The sequence below is a fragment of the Salinicoccus sp. HZC-1 genome (assembly GCF_046736035.1).
Taxonomy (GTDB): domain Bacteria; phylum Bacillota; class Bacilli; order Staphylococcales; family Salinicoccaceae; genus Salinicoccus.
This window is the reverse complement of the sequence record NZ_CP177130.1, coordinates 1,411,156-1,428,620: the sequence shown is the minus strand read 5'-3', so window position 1 is coordinate 1,428,620 and position 17,465 is coordinate 1,411,156. Positions and strand designations below refer to the sequence as shown.

Here is a 17,465-nt window from a genome sequence, read left to right as displayed (position 1 = left end):
ATGGATCAAAATAATTATAAAAGGACGAAGAAGACAGACGGGAAGAAAAAAACTTCCAGTAAGAATAAAAAGCCGATGTCCAAAGCATCCATTATAAAGCGGATTTTGTTATGGGCAGTATTAATCGGACTGGTAATGCTGGTGCTGGGATCGTTCCTGTTCGCATATTATGCATCCAAAGCCCCGGCATTCAGTGAAGAGAAGCTGAAAGATCCCGTGCCGGCACGCATATACGACAAAAACGATGAGCTGGTGACCACCCTGTACCAGGGACAGAAAAGAGAACTTGTCGATATAGAAAATGTACCCGAACAGATGAAAAATGCTGTTCTGGCGATTGAAGATGACCGCTTTTATGAACATGGTGCGATTGATTTCATCAGACTGGGCGGTGCTGTGCTCAGTAACGTCACTGATGGTTTTGGGAGTGAGGGAGCGAGTACAGTTACGCAGCAGGTCGTCAAAAGGGCATTCCTGACTTCAGAGAAGTCGCTTGAAAGAAAGGCACAGGAAGCCTATCTGGCATACCGGCTGGAACAGGAATATTCAAAAGATGAAATTTTTGAAATGTATTTGAATAAAATCTATTACTCCGATGGAATATACGGAGTAAGAACAGCAAGCCAGTATTATTTCGATAAGGAACTCGATGAACTGAACCTGGCGGAATCGGCATATCTTGCAGGTCTGCCCCAGCTGCCGAACCGATATAATCTGTATGTCGATGCGGAAACTGGAACAAAGCGGGCCCACACGGTGCTCTACCAGATGCTGAATCATGAAAGAATTACAGAGGAACAGTATAACGAAGCGGTTGAAACGGATATTACTGCGAACCTCGTCGAGCGTTCAGAGGAAGAGCGTGCGGATATCGAACCGGAGGATCCGGAACTGGCCGCCTACATCAATGTTGTGAAACGCGAACTGCAAGATCATGAGAAATTTGAAAATATGGATGTTTCCGAAGCACTGGCAAGCGGACTGGATATCTATACAAATATGGACAGTAACATCCAAAGACAACTACAAAGCATGACAGATAACGAAGATTATTATTATAATCCGAAATTCCAAAGTGAACACTTCAATATCGCTTCTACGATTCTGGATACAGAAACAGGGAATCTGGTTGCTGTATCAGGCGGACGCGATTACAGGGAAGTCGTGAATCATAACCAGGCACTCGTTCCGAGAAACGCGGGTTCTACAATGAAGCCATTTCTTGCATACGGTCCGGCAATCGAAAATATGAGGTGGCGGACTGATCACGAGATTGAGGACGAAGATGAATATCAGCCGGACGGCTTTGAGAACTCGATATACAACTACGATATGCAGGACCATGGGGAAGTGACGATGCGGGATGCGTTACGACAAAGCTTCAATATTCCTGCTGTAAAAACGTTCGAAACGGTCCAGGAAGAAGCCGGAGAAGACGCGCCGAGGGAATTTGCTGAAAAAGCAGGACTCGATTACAGCGATAAAGGAGAAGGCAATTACACATTATCATTCAATGATGTACTCGGCGGCAGGGAGTCCACGTTCACCCCGATGCAGATGGCGGAAGCCTACTCCACACTCGGCAACGGCGGCACATACAATGAAGCACAATCCATCCGCTATGTAGAGACGGACGAAGGAGAAACGGTTGAATTCGAAAGTGAATCCCATAAAGCCATGGAAGATTATACGGCTTATATGCTGACGGATATGCTGAAAGGTACTTTTGAGCCATACGGCAGCGCCGACTTCATTCAAATGGATGGATTAAACGTAGCAGCGAAAACAGGTACAACCTCCTATTCAGGTGATGTGAGAGAACAATATAACCTGCCGGACAATGCGGCTAAAGATGCGTGGATTGTCGGCTACACGCCTGAATATACGATGAGTGTCTGGACCGGATTCACTGCGACAGAGGAAGATGGTGAGACATCGTTCGTCGGCCAGGATGAACACATTACACCACAATGGTTCTTCCGTGACATTATGCAGTCGATTTCGACATATAACGGACAGGATTTCCAGCAGCCGGACAGTGTCGTCGACATCGCAGGCGGTGAACTTGCAGTTAAAGGCAGCGAAGAACTGAAATCGTACGAGGACGAGCAGGAAGAAAGAGAACAGGCTGAAGAAGAACGCAGACAGCAAGCTGAACAGCAGCTGAAAGAACAGGAAGAAGCCGAAAGACAGGCTGAAGAGGAATCGACAGAAGAAGAGACTACGGAAGAATCCACTGTAGAGGAAACAACTGAGGAGTCTACAGAGGAGGATTCTACGGAAGAGGAAACAACCGAGGAGCCGACTGAAGAGGAATCAACAGAAGAAGAGACCACCGAGGAACCGACTGAAGAAGAAACCACAGAAGAGCCGACTCAGGAAGAAGAGACGGAAGAATCTCAGCCGGAAGAAGAACCGACAGAAGAATCAACAGATGACGCAGCTTAAATGAAAATAACCCCGATTCAATTGAATCGGGGTTATTTTTTATGTCTTATACGGTATGAGGCGGCACGTTTACCGAACTCATCATATAAATTTTTAAGTTGTACAATGCTGTGATATTGGTATGGTCTGGAATCGATATAATCAATCCGTTCTTCGTAATTAAGCGGCAGTATGTCATTGGCATTCTCCGGTGATTCCGATTGCAATGTCTGTTCGATATGCTGCCCCACCGCCTCCCTGAATTGATCGTAGATCCTTGGATCGGGATTTTTAGAACGGCTGAGCAGAACATCATACATTTCCCCTATCGTCATACACGCGCCTGCGCCTTCATACGCTTCTGTCCTTCTCTGCAATCTTCCAGAAGCGGACAGACGTCACATTTCGGCGATCGCGCCGTACAGTGATAGCGGCCGAAGAAAATGAGCTGATGATGGGTTTTGCTCCATCTCTCAGCCGGTATTTTTTTCATCAGTGTTCTTTCAACTTCTAATACTGAATCTTTATAACGGGCAATTCCGAGACGTTTTGAAACCCTTTCAACGTGAGTATCCACAGCAATTCTCGGTACGTCAAAAGCGACGGATAAAACAACGTTTGCAGTTTTTCGTCCGACGCCTGCCAGGCTGACTAAATCATCATAGTCACCCGGGATTTGACCATCATAGCGGTCGAGAAGATCCCTGCATAATTTTTGAATGTTTTTCGCTTTATTGCGAAATAAGCCAATGGATCTGATATCATTTTCAAGTTCCGACAGTTCGACGGATAAAAAATCTTCGGGTGTTTTGTATTTTTGGAATAAAGACTTTGTCACCCGGTTGACCAGATTGTCCGTGCATTGTGCTGACAGCAGGACCGCAATTGTAAGTTCGAAAGAATTATCATGGATGAGCTCACACTCCGCATCAGGAAACATCCGGTCGATCTCATCGATCATTTCCATTGTCTTTTTACCACTAATCAAGTACGTCCTCTCCTTCCAGCCATGAGCGAACAGGCATTCTTTTTCGTTTTGCGGGTTCCTCTTTCCTATCTTCAGTACTGTTTAATATCCGTTCGACATACTGAAGTGATGTCACCTGGTTCTGATATGCCAGATCTATTGCCTCTTTTATCGCTTCGGGTGAATGCCCGGAATCATCAAGCCAGCTGTTCATACGCTGGAATTCATTCGGACTGATTACCCTGCCGTATAAAAGCTCCACATATTCAAACAGTTCCCTGATTCTCGAAGGGTCCACCGTTTCTTCAGGTTTGGAATCGACATCAACGAGTTTGCCAAGCTTTTTATAGAGCGGATCCAGGTTAAAGTGTTCGATGAATTTCCCCTGCTCTTTGACGGTTTCCACTTCAAGTAAGCCGTTTTGAATCATATTCTGAATAATTTTTGATATATCCTGCTCCGACATCATTGAATCTTTCGCCAGTGTTTTAAAGTCGGGCAGTGCATTTGAATCGTTATGAATATCCATCAGGCGGATAATGACGACGAGCGTTCTTTCATCAATTCCCAGTGCGCCATACTTGTCTATTAAAATTTTATTGACAGGTACATTGATGTAGCGCATATATTGTTCAAGCATAATATGTCTCCTTATGAAAAATATCGCCTTAAGGCGATATTTTTAACTACGGGTAAAGTCGGTTCAACAGACGCGGGAATGGTGCGGTTTCCCTGACGTGCTGTACCCCGCTCAACCATGCAACAGTTCTTTCCAATCCAAGGCCGAAGCCGGAATGCGGTACACTTCCGTATCTGCGGAGATCCAGGTACCATTCATAGGCTTCCAGATTCAGACCGCTGTCCACAATTTTCTGTTTAAGCGTGTCATAATCATGGATACGTTCGCTTCCTCCGATGACCTCGCCATATCCTTCAGGTGCAATAAGATCGGCGCACAGCACGGTTCTCGGGTCATCCGGATTCTCTTCCATGTAGAATGATTTAATCTCTTTGGGATAGTTTGTAATAAATACCGGCTGGTCGAAATGGTTTGCGATTTCCGTTTCATGCGGTGCACCGAAATCCTCACCCCATTCGATGTCATCGAACCCTTTTTCTTTGAGGAGCTCCACAGCGTCGGTGTAATTAATTCTCGGGAATGGCGCTTTGATTTTTTCAAGAGCGGAAGTATCCCGATCCAGTGCTTCCAGATCCAGTTTACAGTGCTCTAGAACTTTTTGTACGAGGTATTCCACATATTGCTCCTGGACTTGTAAACTGTCTTCATGCTTATAGAAAGCCATTTCAGGTTCTATCATCCAGAACTCGATTAAATGTCTTCTTGTCTTGGATTTTTCTGCACGGAACGTAGGGCCGAATGAGAACACTTTACCATGTGCCATAGCGGCCGCTTCAGCATACAACTGACCACTTTGGGACAAATAGGCATCTTCATCAAAATATTTCGTATGGAAGAGCTCGGTCGTTCCTTCCGGAGAGCTGCTTGTTAAAATCGGTGGATCGATTTTCTTAAAGCCATTTTCAAAGAAGTAATCATATGTGCTTTTGATGATTTGGTTTCTGATATTCATTACAGCATGCTGTTTCCGTGATCTCAGCCATAAATGGCGGTTGTCCATCAGAAATTCAGGTCCGTGATTTTTCGGAGTGATCGGGTATCCTTCCGCCGCGTGTATAATTTCAATGTCTGTTACGTCCATTTCATATCCGAATGAAGAACGGTCATCTGCTTTTATTGTGCCGGTGACATACATTGAAGTCTCCTGGTTAAGCCCTTTTGCAACAGTGAATAGATCCTCATCGGATGCTCTCACTACGACACCCTGCATAAATCCTGTGCCGTCTCTTAATTGGATGAATTGGATTTTTCCGCTGCCGCGTTTCTGCAGCAGCCAGCATCCAATTGTAACCTCCTGTCCCTCATACTGATATGCCTGGTTAATAGAAATCTTCATAATTAAGATTAAGCTCCTTCTGTTCTCTGTAATACAAATTGTTTAATGCGTTCTAATGCTTCTGTCATGTCTTCTATACTTAAGGAATAGCTGAGTCGGATGTTATCCGGGGATCCGAATCCCGAGCCAGGTACGACCGCCACATATACTTCCTCGAGCACTGCAGCCACGAACTCATCCACTGAATCAAAACCGCAGCGTTCTGCACATTCCTTGAAATTCGGGAATAGATAGAATGCTCCTTCAGGTTTGATGCAGTCGATGAATGGTATTTCCATCAATTTGTCGTAAGCGGCATCCCTTCTGTCATGGAACGTCTGATTATAAGATTTTATAAATGAATCATCCATTTCATAAGCAGCAACTGCCGCCCATTGAGATGGTGTAACCGGGTTGGATGTGGAATGGCTTGTCAAGTCAGTCATTGCTTTCACCACATCGCTGTTACCGCAGAAGTATCCAATTCTCCAGCCCGTCATTGCATGGGACTTACTCACACCATTAACGACAAATGTATTTTCTTTCATTTTATCACTGAGTGAAGCAATTGAGATATGTTCGCTGTCGTAAACTAAAGTTTCATAGATTTCATCCGCTACAACGATGAGGTCTTTTTCTTCGATGTATTCGGCCAATGCCTCCAGTTCCGCACGGGAATAAACCATACCGCTTGGATTACTTGGTGAGTTGAGCAACAGCATGCGCGTTTTGTCTGTTACATACCGGTCGATAATTTCAGGAGTCATTTTAAAGGAAGTGGACTCATCAGTCGGCATAATGACAGGTTTACCTTCGGCCAATTTCACCTGCTCAGTGTAACTCACCCAATAAGGCACCGGGATAAGTACTTCATCACCTGGATTTAAAGTGGCCTGGAACAAGTTGTAAAGGACATGTTTTGCGCCGTTGCCAACAAATACTTCCGAAGGATTATAACTCAGGCCGTGATCTTTCTCCATCTTATTGATAATCGCATTTTTAAGCTCGGGAATCCCTGCAGCAGCAGTATATTTAGTCTTTCCTGCTTTCAGTGATTCATATGCTTTTTCAATGATTTCATCAGGAGTGTTAAAATCCGGTTCCCCTGCTCCAAGTCCTATGACATCGACACCTTGTGCTTTCAGGTCTCTGGACTTCGCTGTAATAGCGAGTGTCTGACTCGGAGTGACATTTTTAATACGCTCTGAGATTTGCATATTCCTGCTCCTTTTAAGTTGATATAGTTATTATAAATCACGAAGAAGACCTTTGAAAGTGTCCTGTTGTCCGTGAATGATATTTTCTTCCGGAAAATACTTTAGAAATGCTTTTTTATAGTTCCTGGTCAATATCCGGTTATCAAATAACAGAACTAATCCCTGATCAGAGGGCTTCCGGTGTACCCTACCTGCTATCTGGCGAAATGAGAAAACAGCTTCAGGCAAATCATTTTTATAAAAGTTTCTGAACCCTTTGTCCTTTGGCACAGGGAATGGCAGCTTGGTCAGCATAAGACATTTTGTCCCCGTACTTTCTATGTTTATGCCCTCGTTAAAACTGGATGTTCCCAGCAACAGACATTTGTCGAGCTGGTTGAATTGGGCAAGTAACTTTTCCGGCGTAGTCGCACGTGACTGCTTTAATACAATATAGTCTTCAAACATTTGAATATCCTGTGTATACTCGGAAACTTTGTCTAAAAGATCGTAATTAGAGAACAGCACCATAAGTTTGCTTTCAGTTTCACTTAAATATATGGCAATATAATCTACAATCGCCCATATAAACCGGTCATCATCCACATCATATTCAGGTATATCCTCAGGAATAAATAATTTTGTCCGGTCGAAAAGGGATTCATTGCCAATGACCAAAGATTTAAATGGTGTTTCACCGAACCAGAATTCAAGGTGTTTAAAGCTTCCGTTGACTTCAAGTGTCCCTGAAAGCAATACCGTGGAAGACAGATTCTCCATGTATCTGGTCAAAATCTTTACTCTATCCTGCTTAATATATATTTTAGCTTTTTGGAAATTAGCATCGTTTTCAACGGTGTAATTCCCATCCTCAATTCCGTTCTTGAGAAGCTTCAGCATATCCTGGTAGTGATGCATATGATTGTACAGCATCTGATAATTATTTGTGCCGCGGATGGCACTTAAAAATGTTTCAGTGTATTTTAAACCGCCTTTTACATGAAGCAGCGACTCCTCTAAATTACCTGCAGAAATCGAACCGAATAAACGGTCGATATTCTGATTTAAATGTTTCAGCAGATCTTCCAGCAAGTAAAGGACAGTCTCATTGTTATCGCTGATATAAGTGGATAATAATCGCTCCTGTGAAGCCATGCCGATCTGTCCGATGAAAAATTTCAGGCCCTGGTAACTGTATGCAGCCTCCATTCTTTCATCCAATGAATGTTTTAATTGATGTGCTTCATCGATAAGCACCGAGTCGGTATCTTTCATATAATCCAGACAATCGATCAGAAAATAATGATTGGTAATTATAATCATGGAATCGCGGGCTTTCTGTAATGCCCGCTCGAAATAAGGATGTGTCTTATCATTTCCAGCCTGAATCGCCATTGTTCTGTAGTATGATTTCTCGGGCCCTTTCAAATGGATTTCTGATAAGTCTCCGGTTTCAGTATCAAGCAGCCAGACCAGCAGTTTCATTTTAAGATAAATAATTTCTGTGTTCTCATCCTCAAGTGACAGTAAAAGCTCAAAAGCGTTCAGGTTTAAATAATTATCTCTTCCTTTTAAATCTGCTGCATATATATTAAAGCCGACTGACTTCTGCAATAGCATGAGATCATCAGTGATGATCTGCTTCTGCAGTATTTTCCTGCTCGTTGAGATCATGATTTTTTTATCGTACATTGAATGATAACTCACTGCTGCAATTAGGAAAGATATTGTTTTACCCAGGCCGGTGTATGCCTCCAGAGCCAGATGATCCTGCTGTTCGAATGCTTCAAAAACCTTATGGGCAAGAAGCAGTTGGTCCTCTCTGTAGTCATTGCCGGTATAATCGATATAGTTCTGATACAATTCTTTGACCTCTACCGGAGTTATATCCCTGGAATGAAGCTTCTGTTTTCTTACGTGAACAGAGCCGTGTTTTTCAAGATGTACCGGATTTATATTTTCCGACTCCGCAATTGTGGAAAATATCAAATCGGATAAATTATGTTTTAAAGGTTTTGCCAGATGATACAGCTGTTTCAATGTATCCGTGTTCATTGAAGTAATTATACCCTGCAGCTTAATCAACAGTTCAGCGGTTGCCCTTGCGTCTTCATCCGCACGGTGGGCATTGGATAGATCAATCCCGATAGCCTGGGCGATTTCATTCAATTGGAACCGCTCAAGTGTCGGCATAAATATTTTTGATAACTCAACGGTATCAATTTTATAACGGGGTTCATATTTGATGCCCTGGGATTTCAGTGAACTTTCCAAAAAACCGTAATCAAATTCAACATTATGTGCTGTAAAGATACAATTGTCGAGCAGAGAAGCAATCTCCTGGGCAATATCTTTAAACTTGGGCGCTCCCTTTAGCATATATGGTTCTATATTTGTGAGCTCTCTTATAAATGGGCTGATTTCAGTATCATCAGAGAGAAAAGTAGTATACTGATCTACAATTTTAAAATTTTCGACAAAAACGATACTCAGCTGTATAATACTGTCTTTATTTTTATTATTTCCCGTTGTCTCCAGGTCTACGACAGCAAACCTCTCTGTAAACATCCGATCACCAGTTTCTACTATAATTCTATATCTGCACTAATTACTTTTTTGATATTTCCCTCTTCATCTAAAACTTCTAAAAAACCATCATCATTAATATCGAGCGCCCGGCCTGTGAACATATTGCCTGTTTCTGTAATACGAAGGTCTTTTCCAAAAATAATCGATTTGGCTTTCCAGTCGTCCCGGATCGAAGAAAAGGGATCGGTCAAAAATCTATTATAATATACTTCAATGTTATCAAGGAAGCGTTCCATAAATAAATCCAAATCTACCTTTTCACTTGTGCCGACAACATCTTCAATCGATGTTGCAGTCGGGATTTTTGTACGGGAAACATCCTTGAAAATATTAATGCCGATGCCACAGATGATTGCATTGATGACACCTGACTCACTGACGACTTCAGTAAGAAATCCACAAATCTTTTTGTCCTGAAGATATATATCATTAGGCCATTTAATACCGGTTTCTACTCCAAATGCTTCATCCAGTGATTTTGATATCGCAAGTGAGATGAAAAGATTGAAACGGATGATTTCTGTTATCGGTATGTTTGGACGAAGAACCAAAGATATGTATATGCCCGTTTTACTGGGAGATTCCCAATGGCGTTCAAAACGCCCTCTTCCTTCTGTCTGCTCTTCTGCAACAACCATAAAAGGATCCCTTGTTTCTGAAAGTATCCTGAACGCTTCTTTTTGTGTTGAAGGTGTGGTCGTAAAATATTCCACATTGTTAAAGAGATTGGATTTATTAATAAGTACAGAAAGAGAAGTGGGACTTATATATCTTGGTGAACTTTTAAGGTGATACCCTCTTTTTGTCACCGACTCAATTAGATACCCTTCTTCTTTCAAAGCCTGGATTGTTTTCCAAACTGCAGTTCTGGATACATCTAATTGATCAGCAATGTTTTGCCCGGATATAAATTGTTCACGATCCAGTAAGACTAATATTTCCTTCTTTAAATTCGACATGCACGTCAATCCATTCCAATAGTTTCTTCTTGTCATTTTGAAGTTGATTATAAAGTATTTCCTGTTCCAAAATGGTGAAAAGTTCTTTAATCCACCTACCGCCTCTTCGTTCAAAATGCTGCATCAGTTCTTTACCGTTTATATCAATATCAGATGTTTTCTGTATTGGCAGCAAAGGTTTCATTTCAATCGCGTTGCCGAGTATATCATGCCATCTGAGTTTGTCTGAAAATTGGTTTTCATTCACTAATGCTTCAACATTTTTAAGTGTATCATAATTATATTTATAGGAGATGGCTTTTACATGTTTATCATATTCTAAATCCTTTAAAATATCGACCATTTCTATAATATTACTTTTCTCTCTATTGGAAAGTTTCAAATATGAAATATATTTTAAAAGAGATTCTTTCATATAAACCTGAAGTGCCACTTCTTCGATAAATGAAAAGGCAGTGGTTGACATAAATTTATTATCGTCTACTTCTTTTAGAAAAGGTATATTCTTCTTGATTCCAGTCTGGACCATCAAATTTTTAACTTCTTCCAAATACTTTGCGGCATATGTCTTTTTGAGCTCTGTTATGGAACGTTCAATTGCGACATGCTGTAAATGTCCGGAATGGCGTTCCATTGCAGTGAGTGTCTCTTCATCAATGGTAAAGCCCAGTTGGGCCTTAAAGCGTATCGCTCTCAGAATTCGAAGCGCATCTTCATCAAAACGCGCTTCGGCAGGTCCCACTGTACTTATGCGCTTCTGTTGAATTGCCTCCATACCTGAGTATGGATCGATCAGTTGATATTTCTTATCCATTGCCATGGCATTCATTGTAAAATCCCTGCGTTCAAGGTCACCTTCGAGCTCTTCTGTAAAAGAAACCGAGTCCGGCCTGCGATGATCCGAGTACTCTGATTCCACCCGGAAAGTTGTGACTTCAAAAGGGATATCATCGATTAAAACAATAATTGTACCATGCTCTTTTCCCACATCGACCGTATTTTCAAATAAAGATTCCACTTCTTCCGGCAGGGCGTCAGTAGTAATATCTACATCATTGATTGGACGTCCCATTTGGTAATCCCTGACACAGCCGCCTACGAAATAAGCCTCATAATCACTTTTCTGTAATGTTTCCAATATCTGTTTTCCTGTAATGAACAGTTCATTCATTTTGAAGACGCTCCAATCAAGTTACGGTAAAGGGTTTCATATTCACTGATAATGACATCCGAATGGAATCTGAGGTTGATATCCAGAAGCATCCGCTCTTGCATCGATTGAAATAATGAATCATCGGATAATAGATTCATAATTCTTTCTGCTGCAGATACATAGTCTCCAACATCGACAATATATCCGGTCTCCCCATCTTTAATCACTTCTGAAATGCCACCGGCAGTCGAACCGATTGGTACAGAACCACAGTGCATCGCTTCAAGGAGTGCGAGGCCAAAACTTTCTTTTTGACTGAGTAATAAAAAGACATCACTCATCATATAATACGATTTTACATCTGACTGGTGACCAGCCAGAATAACAGAATTCTCTATGCCAAGCTCTTTTATTAAATGTTTGATGCTGTTGGTTTCCGGTCCATCTCCGATGAGCACTAGAATAGAATCGATGTTTTTTTGCACAATATTGAACGCACGGACAATGTCATCAATGCGTTTTATCTTTCTGAAGTTCGATGTATGCATGAGCACTTTCGTATCTTCACCGATATTATATCTTTCTTTCATCCGTTTTCGGATGGTCTCTCTGTCTGCCATATTAAAATATTCTTCTTCCACAAAATTATAAATGGTCTCTATGGATTTATCGGGTTTAATCAGTTCATGGGTCTGCCGATTCAGGCTCTCTGAAACAGCAGTGACAGCATCTGAACCCTCTATACCAAACCGAATGGCATTTACAAGTGACATATCATGGCCGAGCACAGTGATGTCCGTGCCGTGAAGCGTTGTAACGATGCGTACGGCACGACCGGACATTTGTTTGGCAAGTATGCCGCAGATAGCGTGCGGCACGGCATAGTGCATATGAACCAGTTCCAGATCATACTCTATGATGACTTCTGAAATTTTGCTGGCTAATGTAATATCATAAGGCGGATATTTAAACACGCTGTAATCATTAATATCTGTTTGATGGATATGAATATTCGGATGATTCGCATTTAATCTGAAGGGAACATTAGAAGTGATAAAATGTACTTCATGCCCTCTTTCAGCCAGTTGAATACCCAGTTCAGTTGCAATGATTCCACTTCCGCCTACACTTGGGTAACATGTTATCCCTATTTTCATATGATCACGCTCTATCTTTATAGTTGAAATAATGGAGGATAGCACTTGCAGTACCCTCGTTTGTAGCTAGCGGGACATCATATACATCCGATAATCTGAGAAGTGCGGAAACATCAGGCTCGTGTGGCTGGGCGGTCAAAGGATCTCTGAAAAATATGATTGTATCGATGGCACCATTCGCAACCATGGCACCAATCTCCTGGTCCCCGCCTAACGGGCCCGATTTGCAGCGATTGATGTCAAGACCGGTATGTTCAATGATTCGTTTTCCTGTCGTACCCGTTGCGAAAAGTTCGTGCTTTTTAAAGAAATCCAAATGCAACTTTATAAAAGCGAGTAAATCATCTTTCTTTTTATCATGGGCAATAAGCGCAATTTTCATGTTCATCATCCATTCTTTGAAGTATCTTTTTTAATGTCGTTTCTTTAATTATAGAGAATATTTAAGTGTAAGTGAACTGCCTTGATTGCTACCCTTGAGTAAGATCTTCATTTCTTTCATCATTAATAATCGTTTCTACCTGATCAGGCAGCTTTAACATCATTTCTTTACTGACTCTGGGTCTGATATCATTTGCAGAAACTTCGGATACCGGCATCCAGTGCAACGATTCCGTTCTGCCTCCGCCTATATCATTTTGAAGATTGAGTTTTAATTTACTAAGGGGCTCCATCAAGTAGTAGAATGTCACTTCCTGAAATTCATATTTGGTATCATTGAATTCATAATCGAAAAAGTTCTCAACAATCGTCAGCAGTCGTTTAATATTGAAATTAACGTTTGTTTTTTCTGTCAATACACGTACTGCAGCATCTTCACTTGCCTCACCCAGATTAACGGCACCGGATAGAGTATAATAGTAACTTGTCATATTATTAGTTGCCAAAAGGACTTTATCCTCTTCAATTATGATACCTGCTACTCGATATCTGAATATATTTTTACCTGATTTAAAACCACTGTCCACTGAAATCATCTCCTTATTTACACCTATAATCATACCAGAGAAGGGCTCAAATGAAAAAACGGATATCCTTTTAAGGATATCCGTAAAGTATAATTAGTTGTTGCCCCGTGCAATAAGAATAAATCTTACCAGCTCTGCAACAGCAACAGCAGTTGCTGCGACATAAGTCATCGCTGCAGCATTCAATACCTTCTTCGCATGACGGTATTCTTTTTCATTGACGATATTAAGAGTCTGAATTTGTTTCATGGCTCTTTTAGATGCGTCAAACTCTACAGGCAATGTAACGACCTGGAACAGGACAGCAAATGCCATGAGTCCAATACCTGCCCATAGAAGCAGATCTCCAAGACCACCACCAACATTGTTCTGTGCATACGTGATGATCATGCCGGCAATGATCAGGAAGTAAGAGAAATTACTGCCCAATTGTGCAAGCGGGAAAAGTGCGGATCTGAAATTTAAGAATGCATAACCCGTAGCATGTTGTATAGCGTGTCCAACTTCGTGTGCGGCTACTGCAGTGCCTGCCACACTTGGTGTGTCATAGTTGCCTGGAGAAAGAACAAGTTTTTTGTTCTTAGGGTCATAATAATCACTTAAGAACCCTTGCCCTCTTTCAACTGAAACATCATAAATGCCGTTTTCCTTGAGAATCTCCTCTGCAACCTCTCGACCAGTCAGACCACTTGTTGAACGTACTTTAGAGTACTTGTTGAATGTGGATTTGACATTCATCTGAGCGAGCATTGGAACCACCATCAAAATTACAAAATAGATGATAATATACACTTGTATTCCAACCTCCAATAATTGTTCATACTTAGATTTTACTTTAAATTTGAATAAATAGTCAATCGTTACGCTTTGGTATCAGCTGATAAAGTAATAACAGTACAAAAACGCTCAGCCAAAAAGCGAAATACCCAATATGATCAGCATATTGAGACAGTTGACCATATACGGGATATTGGCCGTATATATAATCGATAATATCATTATGAAAAAGCCAGACGGCAGTGATATAGAAATGACTCATTTTTATTTCCAAGTGAGGCAGAAACATAAACGCCTGGACAGCCATTATGCCGTGGGAAGCAATGAGCATAAGGCCGATCCACGATATAAATCCTGTTTCCGCGAACGTGAGCAGATTCATCACTACCGCCCAGACACCGTATTTTACTAGAGTTGTAAAAGCGAGTGCATCGATGAGTCCCCACTTTTTACCTGCTAATATCAACACGATGAGGAAGCATAAAAACAGTGTTGCAGTGGGACTGTCGGGTACAAAGGGGTAAAAATACCATTCCGTGTTTGATAGCTGGCCTCCGTACCACCAATAACCGTAAACAGTTCCTATAAAATTTGAAATAAGAAGTACGATTAAAAATATTCTGTTATGCATAAGACGGATTATTGTTTCCATAAACGTTCTCCTATTAATAAAAAACCCCCTATCTCTAGGGGGTTTTCTTTATTCTACGGCAGATTCGCCGCCTTCGTTCTGAGTGCCTCCCGTTGCTTCATCTGGGGAAGTAACTTCAAGATTCGCTACGAATTCAGAAATGCTTTGAATCTCTTCTTCAGTAAGCTGATCTTCAAAGGCAGGCATTTCACCTGTACCGTTTGTTACAAATGCATTTACTGTTTCTGCATTCAAGTCAGCTTCAACCAGGTTGGGGCCTGATCCGCCTGTAAGTTCTCCGCCGTGACAACTTGTACAGTTGGAACGGATGAGTTCCTGGAAGACAGGATCTTCAGCATCTAGGTTGGAGAAGACGATTTCACCCTGCTGGTCCTGTTGCTCCCAGTCATGATACGCAACTGATTCCCAAGTAGCGTAGAAGATGATACCAACGGACAACAGCATCATGCCCGTTGTCACCGGACGTTTCTTCCAGTGACGTTCTTTGTTGTTATCAAGCCATGGTGCAAGAAGAAGTGCACCAAAAGCGATTCCTGGAATGATTATTGCACCAATCACGTTATAAGGACCGGATGCAAATGTATATTTGAGTATTTGGTACAGGAATAGGAAATACCAGTCAGGAAGTGGTATATAACCTGTATCCGTTGGGTCAGCTACACGCTCAAGCGGGGCCGGATGTGCAACTGTAAGACAGAGGAAACCGATGAGAAATACTGCACCGGTAATCCACTCTTTCAGCAGGAAATCCGGATAAAACTCCTCTGTACGACCCGGGAATTCCGAGTAGTCACGATTGAGTTTTGGTTTTTCATATTTTTGTATTCGTGAGTCGCCGACAAAAGTCAGCCCTTTTCCACGTTTCATATTAATTTACCTCCCTTGTTATTCCTATAGTGGTCCTGCAATACCTTGTTTACGTATCATAATGAAGTGAACCGCCATCAATACAAACAGGGCCGCAGGTAAGAAGAATACGTGGATGGCAAAGAAACGTGTCAACGTCTGAGCCCCGATGATCTGTTCATCACCAGCGAGCAGAGTCTTAATCCATTCACCAACGAATGGCACACTTTCTGCAATATCCAAACCAACTTTAGTGGCAAATAATGCTTTCATATCCCATGGTAGCAAGTACCCAGTGAATGCCAAACCAAGCATTACAGCGAACAAGAGTACTCCGACAACCCAGTTTAATTCACGTGGCGCTTTGTATGCCCCGGTGAAAAATACCCTTAGAGTATGTAGGAATATCATTACTACGACCAGGCTCGCACCCCAATGGTGCATACCTCTTACAATAACGCCTGCAGCAACATCATGTTGCAAGTAATAAACGGAATTCCAAGCGTTTACGATATCAGGAACATAATACATCGTAAGGAACATACCTGATAATACTTGAATTACCGTAATAAAAAACGTTAACCCTCCGAAACAATAGACGAAAGCAGAAAAGTGATAGGCAGGGTTAACATGCTCCGGCACTTCATGATCGGCGACATCTCTCCAAATTGGAGTGATATCCATGCGATCGTCTATCCAGTCATAGATTCTATTAAGCACAGTTTTCCCTCCTATACAAGTTCATTTTCAAACATTTCACCGATTGTGATGTAACCGTCAGATACACCGACTTCATACTGGTCAAGCGGACCTCGTGGAGGTGTTCCCGGGATGTTTTTCCCATTCTTCTCGTAAAGTCCATTGTGACACGGACAGAAGAATTTATTAGGATTGGCATCATCACCAGCCCACGTAACTGTACAACCCAAGTGTTTACAAATCGGTGACAGTGCAATGATATCTTCTCCGTCTCTGTAAACCCAGACGAAGTCAGTCACTTCACTTGTGTACCAGGCATCTTGCTGTTCATAAGAAAAGTCGACTTTTACCGGCTCTTCAGTAATCTCTTCGGCCTTGACACTGGTAGTGATCATGGAACCTGCAGCTTCACTTTGGAACAGTGGATCTAGCGCAAACCGGCCCATAGGCAAAATTGCACCTGCCGCCATGAATGACCCCACTCCCATCAGGGAATAGTTCAGGAACTGGCGTCGTGTTACTTTTTGCGACATAAATATTTCCCCCCTCAAACGCGCGTTCTTTTACATATTAATATAACTAGGACAGTTCAATTTTAGCCTATTAGCCGAAACCGGTCAATAAGGTATCGAAACTTTTGGGAACGGGCTTCTTCTTAATTGTGTAATAATACTTTATTTTACCGGTTCCAGATGGAAATGACTGATTTCATAACCGTTTTCACTTCATCATTAATCATTTCCATTTTCATATCATCACTCATATTTTCCAATGGTATTTCATTAAGTTTGATCTTATCCAAATCTTCCAGGTCAGCATGGATATGGGTCAGTACGATAATTCTTTTGAAACCATAACTTTTCAACTGGCTGGCATATGAGTATAAAAGAGATGTCTCTTCCCCCACTGTCATCATTGGGGGTGTAATGAGCAGACGTCCCTTAAATTGTTTTTCGAGCTGTACAGAAACAATCTGCAAAAGCTCAAGGTTACCCGCGTGGACGGGCGCTTTATCATTCATATCCATAGCTGCAAAAGGAATGACGGCAGTATCGATGAATTCTATTTCATCTTTAAGTACTTTTAAATCTTTTTGGTTATAAAGCAATTCATTCACCCG

At 41.8% G+C, this 17,465-nt stretch carries 18 protein-coding genes; 1 reads left to right on the top strand and 17 read right to left on the bottom strand.

All coding sequences use genetic code 11. From position 1 onward, the window contains the following. Positions 1-2,448 carry a transglycosylase domain-containing protein gene (locus tag ACKRAT_RS07205; RefSeq protein ID WP_411841830.1) on the top strand — a complete coding sequence of 816 codons (2,448 nt, stop codon included), beginning with the start codon at positions 1-3 and terminating at the stop codon, positions 2,446-2,448. Positions 2,449-2,480: 32 nt separating this feature from the next. On the opposite strand, the gene ACKRAT_RS07200 is transcribed toward ACKRAT_RS07205, so the two are convergent. From ACKRAT_RS07200 to ACKRAT_RS07120, 17 genes are all read right to left on the bottom strand, one after another. Continuing rightward, positions 2,481-2,762: a YpoC family protein gene (locus ACKRAT_RS07200; protein ID WP_411841829.1), complete on the bottom strand. Its 282-nt coding sequence runs from the start codon at positions 2,760-2,762 to the stop codon at positions 2,481-2,483. Next, a complete protein-coding gene (gene nth, locus ACKRAT_RS07195) occupies positions 2,759-3,415 on the bottom strand; it encodes an endonuclease III (protein ID WP_411841828.1) in 657 nt (218 codons plus the stop codon). Before nth ends, ACKRAT_RS07200 begins: the two co-directional genes overlap by 4 nt. After that, a complete protein-coding gene (locus ACKRAT_RS07190; RefSeq protein ID WP_411841827.1) occupies positions 3,408-4,034 on the bottom strand; it encodes a DnaD domain protein in 627 nt (208 codons plus the stop codon). The genes nth and ACKRAT_RS07190 overlap by 8 nt, the downstream gene beginning before the upstream one ends. 46 nt (positions 4,035-4,080) lie before the next feature. After that, complete coding sequence (asnS, locus tag ACKRAT_RS07185; protein WP_411841826.1) at positions 4,081-5,370, bottom strand: asparagine--tRNA ligase; 1,290 nt, start codon at positions 5,368-5,370, stop codon at positions 4,081-4,083. Between the two features lie 8 nt (positions 5,371-5,378). Continuing rightward, complete coding sequence (locus ACKRAT_RS07180) at positions 5,379-6,566, bottom strand: pyridoxal phosphate-dependent aminotransferase (protein WP_411841825.1); 1,188 nt, start codon at positions 6,564-6,566, stop codon at positions 5,379-5,381. A gap of 30 nt (positions 6,567-6,596) precedes the next feature. Beyond that, complete coding sequence (locus ACKRAT_RS07175) at positions 6,597-9,113, bottom strand: helicase C-terminal domain-containing protein (RefSeq protein WP_411841824.1); 2,517 nt, start codon at positions 9,111-9,113, stop codon at positions 6,597-6,599. A gap of 17 nt (positions 9,114-9,130) precedes the next feature. Beyond that, entirely contained in the window at positions 9,131-10,093 is a 963-nt protein-coding gene (locus tag ACKRAT_RS07170; RefSeq protein WP_411841823.1) for a biotin--[acetyl-CoA-carboxylase] ligase, read from the bottom strand. Then, positions 10,050-11,264, bottom strand: a complete 1,215-nt coding sequence (locus ACKRAT_RS07165) for a CCA tRNA nucleotidyltransferase (protein WP_411841822.1) — start codon at positions 11,262-11,264, stop codon at positions 10,050-10,052. Before ACKRAT_RS07165 ends, ACKRAT_RS07170 begins: the two co-directional genes overlap by 44 nt. Continuing rightward, entirely contained in the window at positions 11,261-12,403 is a 1,143-nt protein-coding gene (gene bshA, locus ACKRAT_RS07160) for an N-acetyl-alpha-D-glucosaminyl L-malate synthase BshA (RefSeq protein WP_411841821.1), read from the bottom strand. Before bshA ends, ACKRAT_RS07165 begins: the two co-directional genes overlap by 4 nt. A 4-nt stretch (positions 12,404-12,407) precedes the next feature. After that, entirely contained in the window at positions 12,408-12,785 is a 378-nt protein-coding gene (locus tag ACKRAT_RS07155; protein ID WP_411841820.1) for a methylglyoxal synthase, read from the bottom strand. An 88-nt stretch (positions 12,786-12,873) separates the two neighbouring features. After that, positions 12,874-13,371 carry an NUDIX hydrolase gene (locus ACKRAT_RS07150; protein WP_411841819.1) on the bottom strand — a complete coding sequence of 166 codons (498 nt, stop codon included), beginning with the start codon at positions 13,369-13,371 and terminating at the stop codon, positions 12,874-12,876. Positions 13,372-13,464: 93 nt separating this feature from the next. Continuing rightward, on the bottom strand, positions 13,465-14,163 hold the full coding sequence (locus ACKRAT_RS07145) for a zinc metallopeptidase (protein WP_411841818.1): 699 nt from the start codon (positions 14,161-14,163) through the stop codon (positions 13,465-13,467). A gap of 61 nt (positions 14,164-14,224) precedes the next feature. Then, the gene (locus ACKRAT_RS07140) at positions 14,225-14,800 is read right to left on the bottom strand and encodes a DUF1405 domain-containing protein (RefSeq protein WP_411841817.1); all 576 of its coding nucleotides are present in this window, start codon (positions 14,798-14,800) and stop codon (positions 14,225-14,227) included. 48 nt (positions 14,801-14,848) lie between these two features. Beyond that, positions 14,849-15,667 carry a c-type cytochrome gene (locus tag ACKRAT_RS07135; protein WP_411841816.1) on the bottom strand — a complete coding sequence of 273 codons (819 nt, stop codon included), beginning with the start codon at positions 15,665-15,667 and terminating at the stop codon, positions 14,849-14,851. 24 nt (positions 15,668-15,691) lie between these two features. Next, positions 15,692-16,366, bottom strand: a complete 675-nt coding sequence (gene qcrB / locus ACKRAT_RS07130; RefSeq protein WP_411841815.1) for a menaquinol-cytochrome c reductase cytochrome b subunit — start codon at positions 16,364-16,366, stop codon at positions 15,692-15,694. 11 nt (positions 16,367-16,377) lie between these two features. Then, positions 16,378-16,878, bottom strand: coding sequence for a ubiquinol-cytochrome c reductase iron-sulfur subunit (locus ACKRAT_RS07125; protein WP_411841814.1), 501 nt, complete (start codon positions 16,876-16,878; stop codon positions 16,378-16,380). Between the two features lie 146 nt (positions 16,879-17,024). Then, a complete protein-coding gene (locus ACKRAT_RS07120; RefSeq protein WP_411841813.1) occupies positions 17,025-17,462 on the bottom strand; it encodes a DUF2487 family protein in 438 nt (145 codons plus the stop codon). Between the last annotated feature and the right edge of the window lie 3 nt (positions 17,463-17,465).

What these genes read in the sequence shown, in the direction of transcription:
- ACKRAT_RS07205 (WP_411841830.1), top strand. Translation starts at nt 1, where the DNA reads ATGGATCAAAATAATTATAAAAGGACGAAGAAGACAGACGGGAAGAAA.
- ACKRAT_RS07200 (WP_411841829.1), bottom strand. Translation starts at nt 2,762, where the DNA reads ATGACGATAGGGGAAATGTATGATGTTCTGCTCAGCCGTTCTAAAAAT.
- ACKRAT_RS07190 (WP_411841827.1), bottom strand. Translation starts at nt 4,034, where the DNA reads ATGCTTGAACAATATATGCGCTACATCAATGTACCTGTCAATAAAATT.
- asnS (WP_411841826.1), bottom strand. Translation starts at nt 5,370, where the DNA reads ATGAAGATTTCTATTAACCAGGCATATCAGTATGAGGGACAGGAGGTT.
- ACKRAT_RS07180 (WP_411841825.1), bottom strand. Translation starts at nt 6,566, where the DNA reads ATGCAAATCTCAGAGCGTATTAAAAATGTCACTCCGAGTCAGACACTC.
- ACKRAT_RS07175 (WP_411841824.1), bottom strand. Translation starts at nt 9,113, where the DNA reads ATGTTTACAGAGAGGTTTGCTGTCGTAGACCTGGAGACAACGGGAAAT.
- ACKRAT_RS07170 (WP_411841823.1), bottom strand. Translation starts at nt 10,093, where the DNA reads ATGTCGAATTTAAAGAAGGAAATATTAGTCTTACTGGATCGTGAACAA.
- ACKRAT_RS07165 (WP_411841822.1), bottom strand. Translation starts at nt 11,264, where the DNA reads ATGAATGAACTGTTCATTACAGGAAAACAGATATTGGAAACATTACAG.
- bshA (WP_411841821.1), bottom strand. Translation starts at nt 12,403, where the DNA reads ATGAAAATAGGGATAACATGTTACCCAAGTGTAGGCGGAAGTGGAATC.
- ACKRAT_RS07155 (WP_411841820.1), bottom strand. Translation starts at nt 12,785, where the DNA reads ATGAAAATTGCGCTTATTGCCCATGATAAAAAGAAAGATGATTTACTC.
- ACKRAT_RS07140 (WP_411841817.1), bottom strand. Translation starts at nt 14,800, where the DNA reads ATGGAAACAATAATCCGTCTTATGCATAACAGAATATTTTTAATCGTA.
- ACKRAT_RS07135 (WP_411841816.1), bottom strand. Translation starts at nt 15,667, where the DNA reads ATGAAACGTGGAAAAGGGCTGACTTTTGTCGGCGACTCACGAATACAA.
- ACKRAT_RS07125 (WP_411841814.1), bottom strand. Translation starts at nt 16,878, where the DNA reads ATGTCGCAAAAAGTAACACGACGCCAGTTCCTGAACTATTCCCTGATG.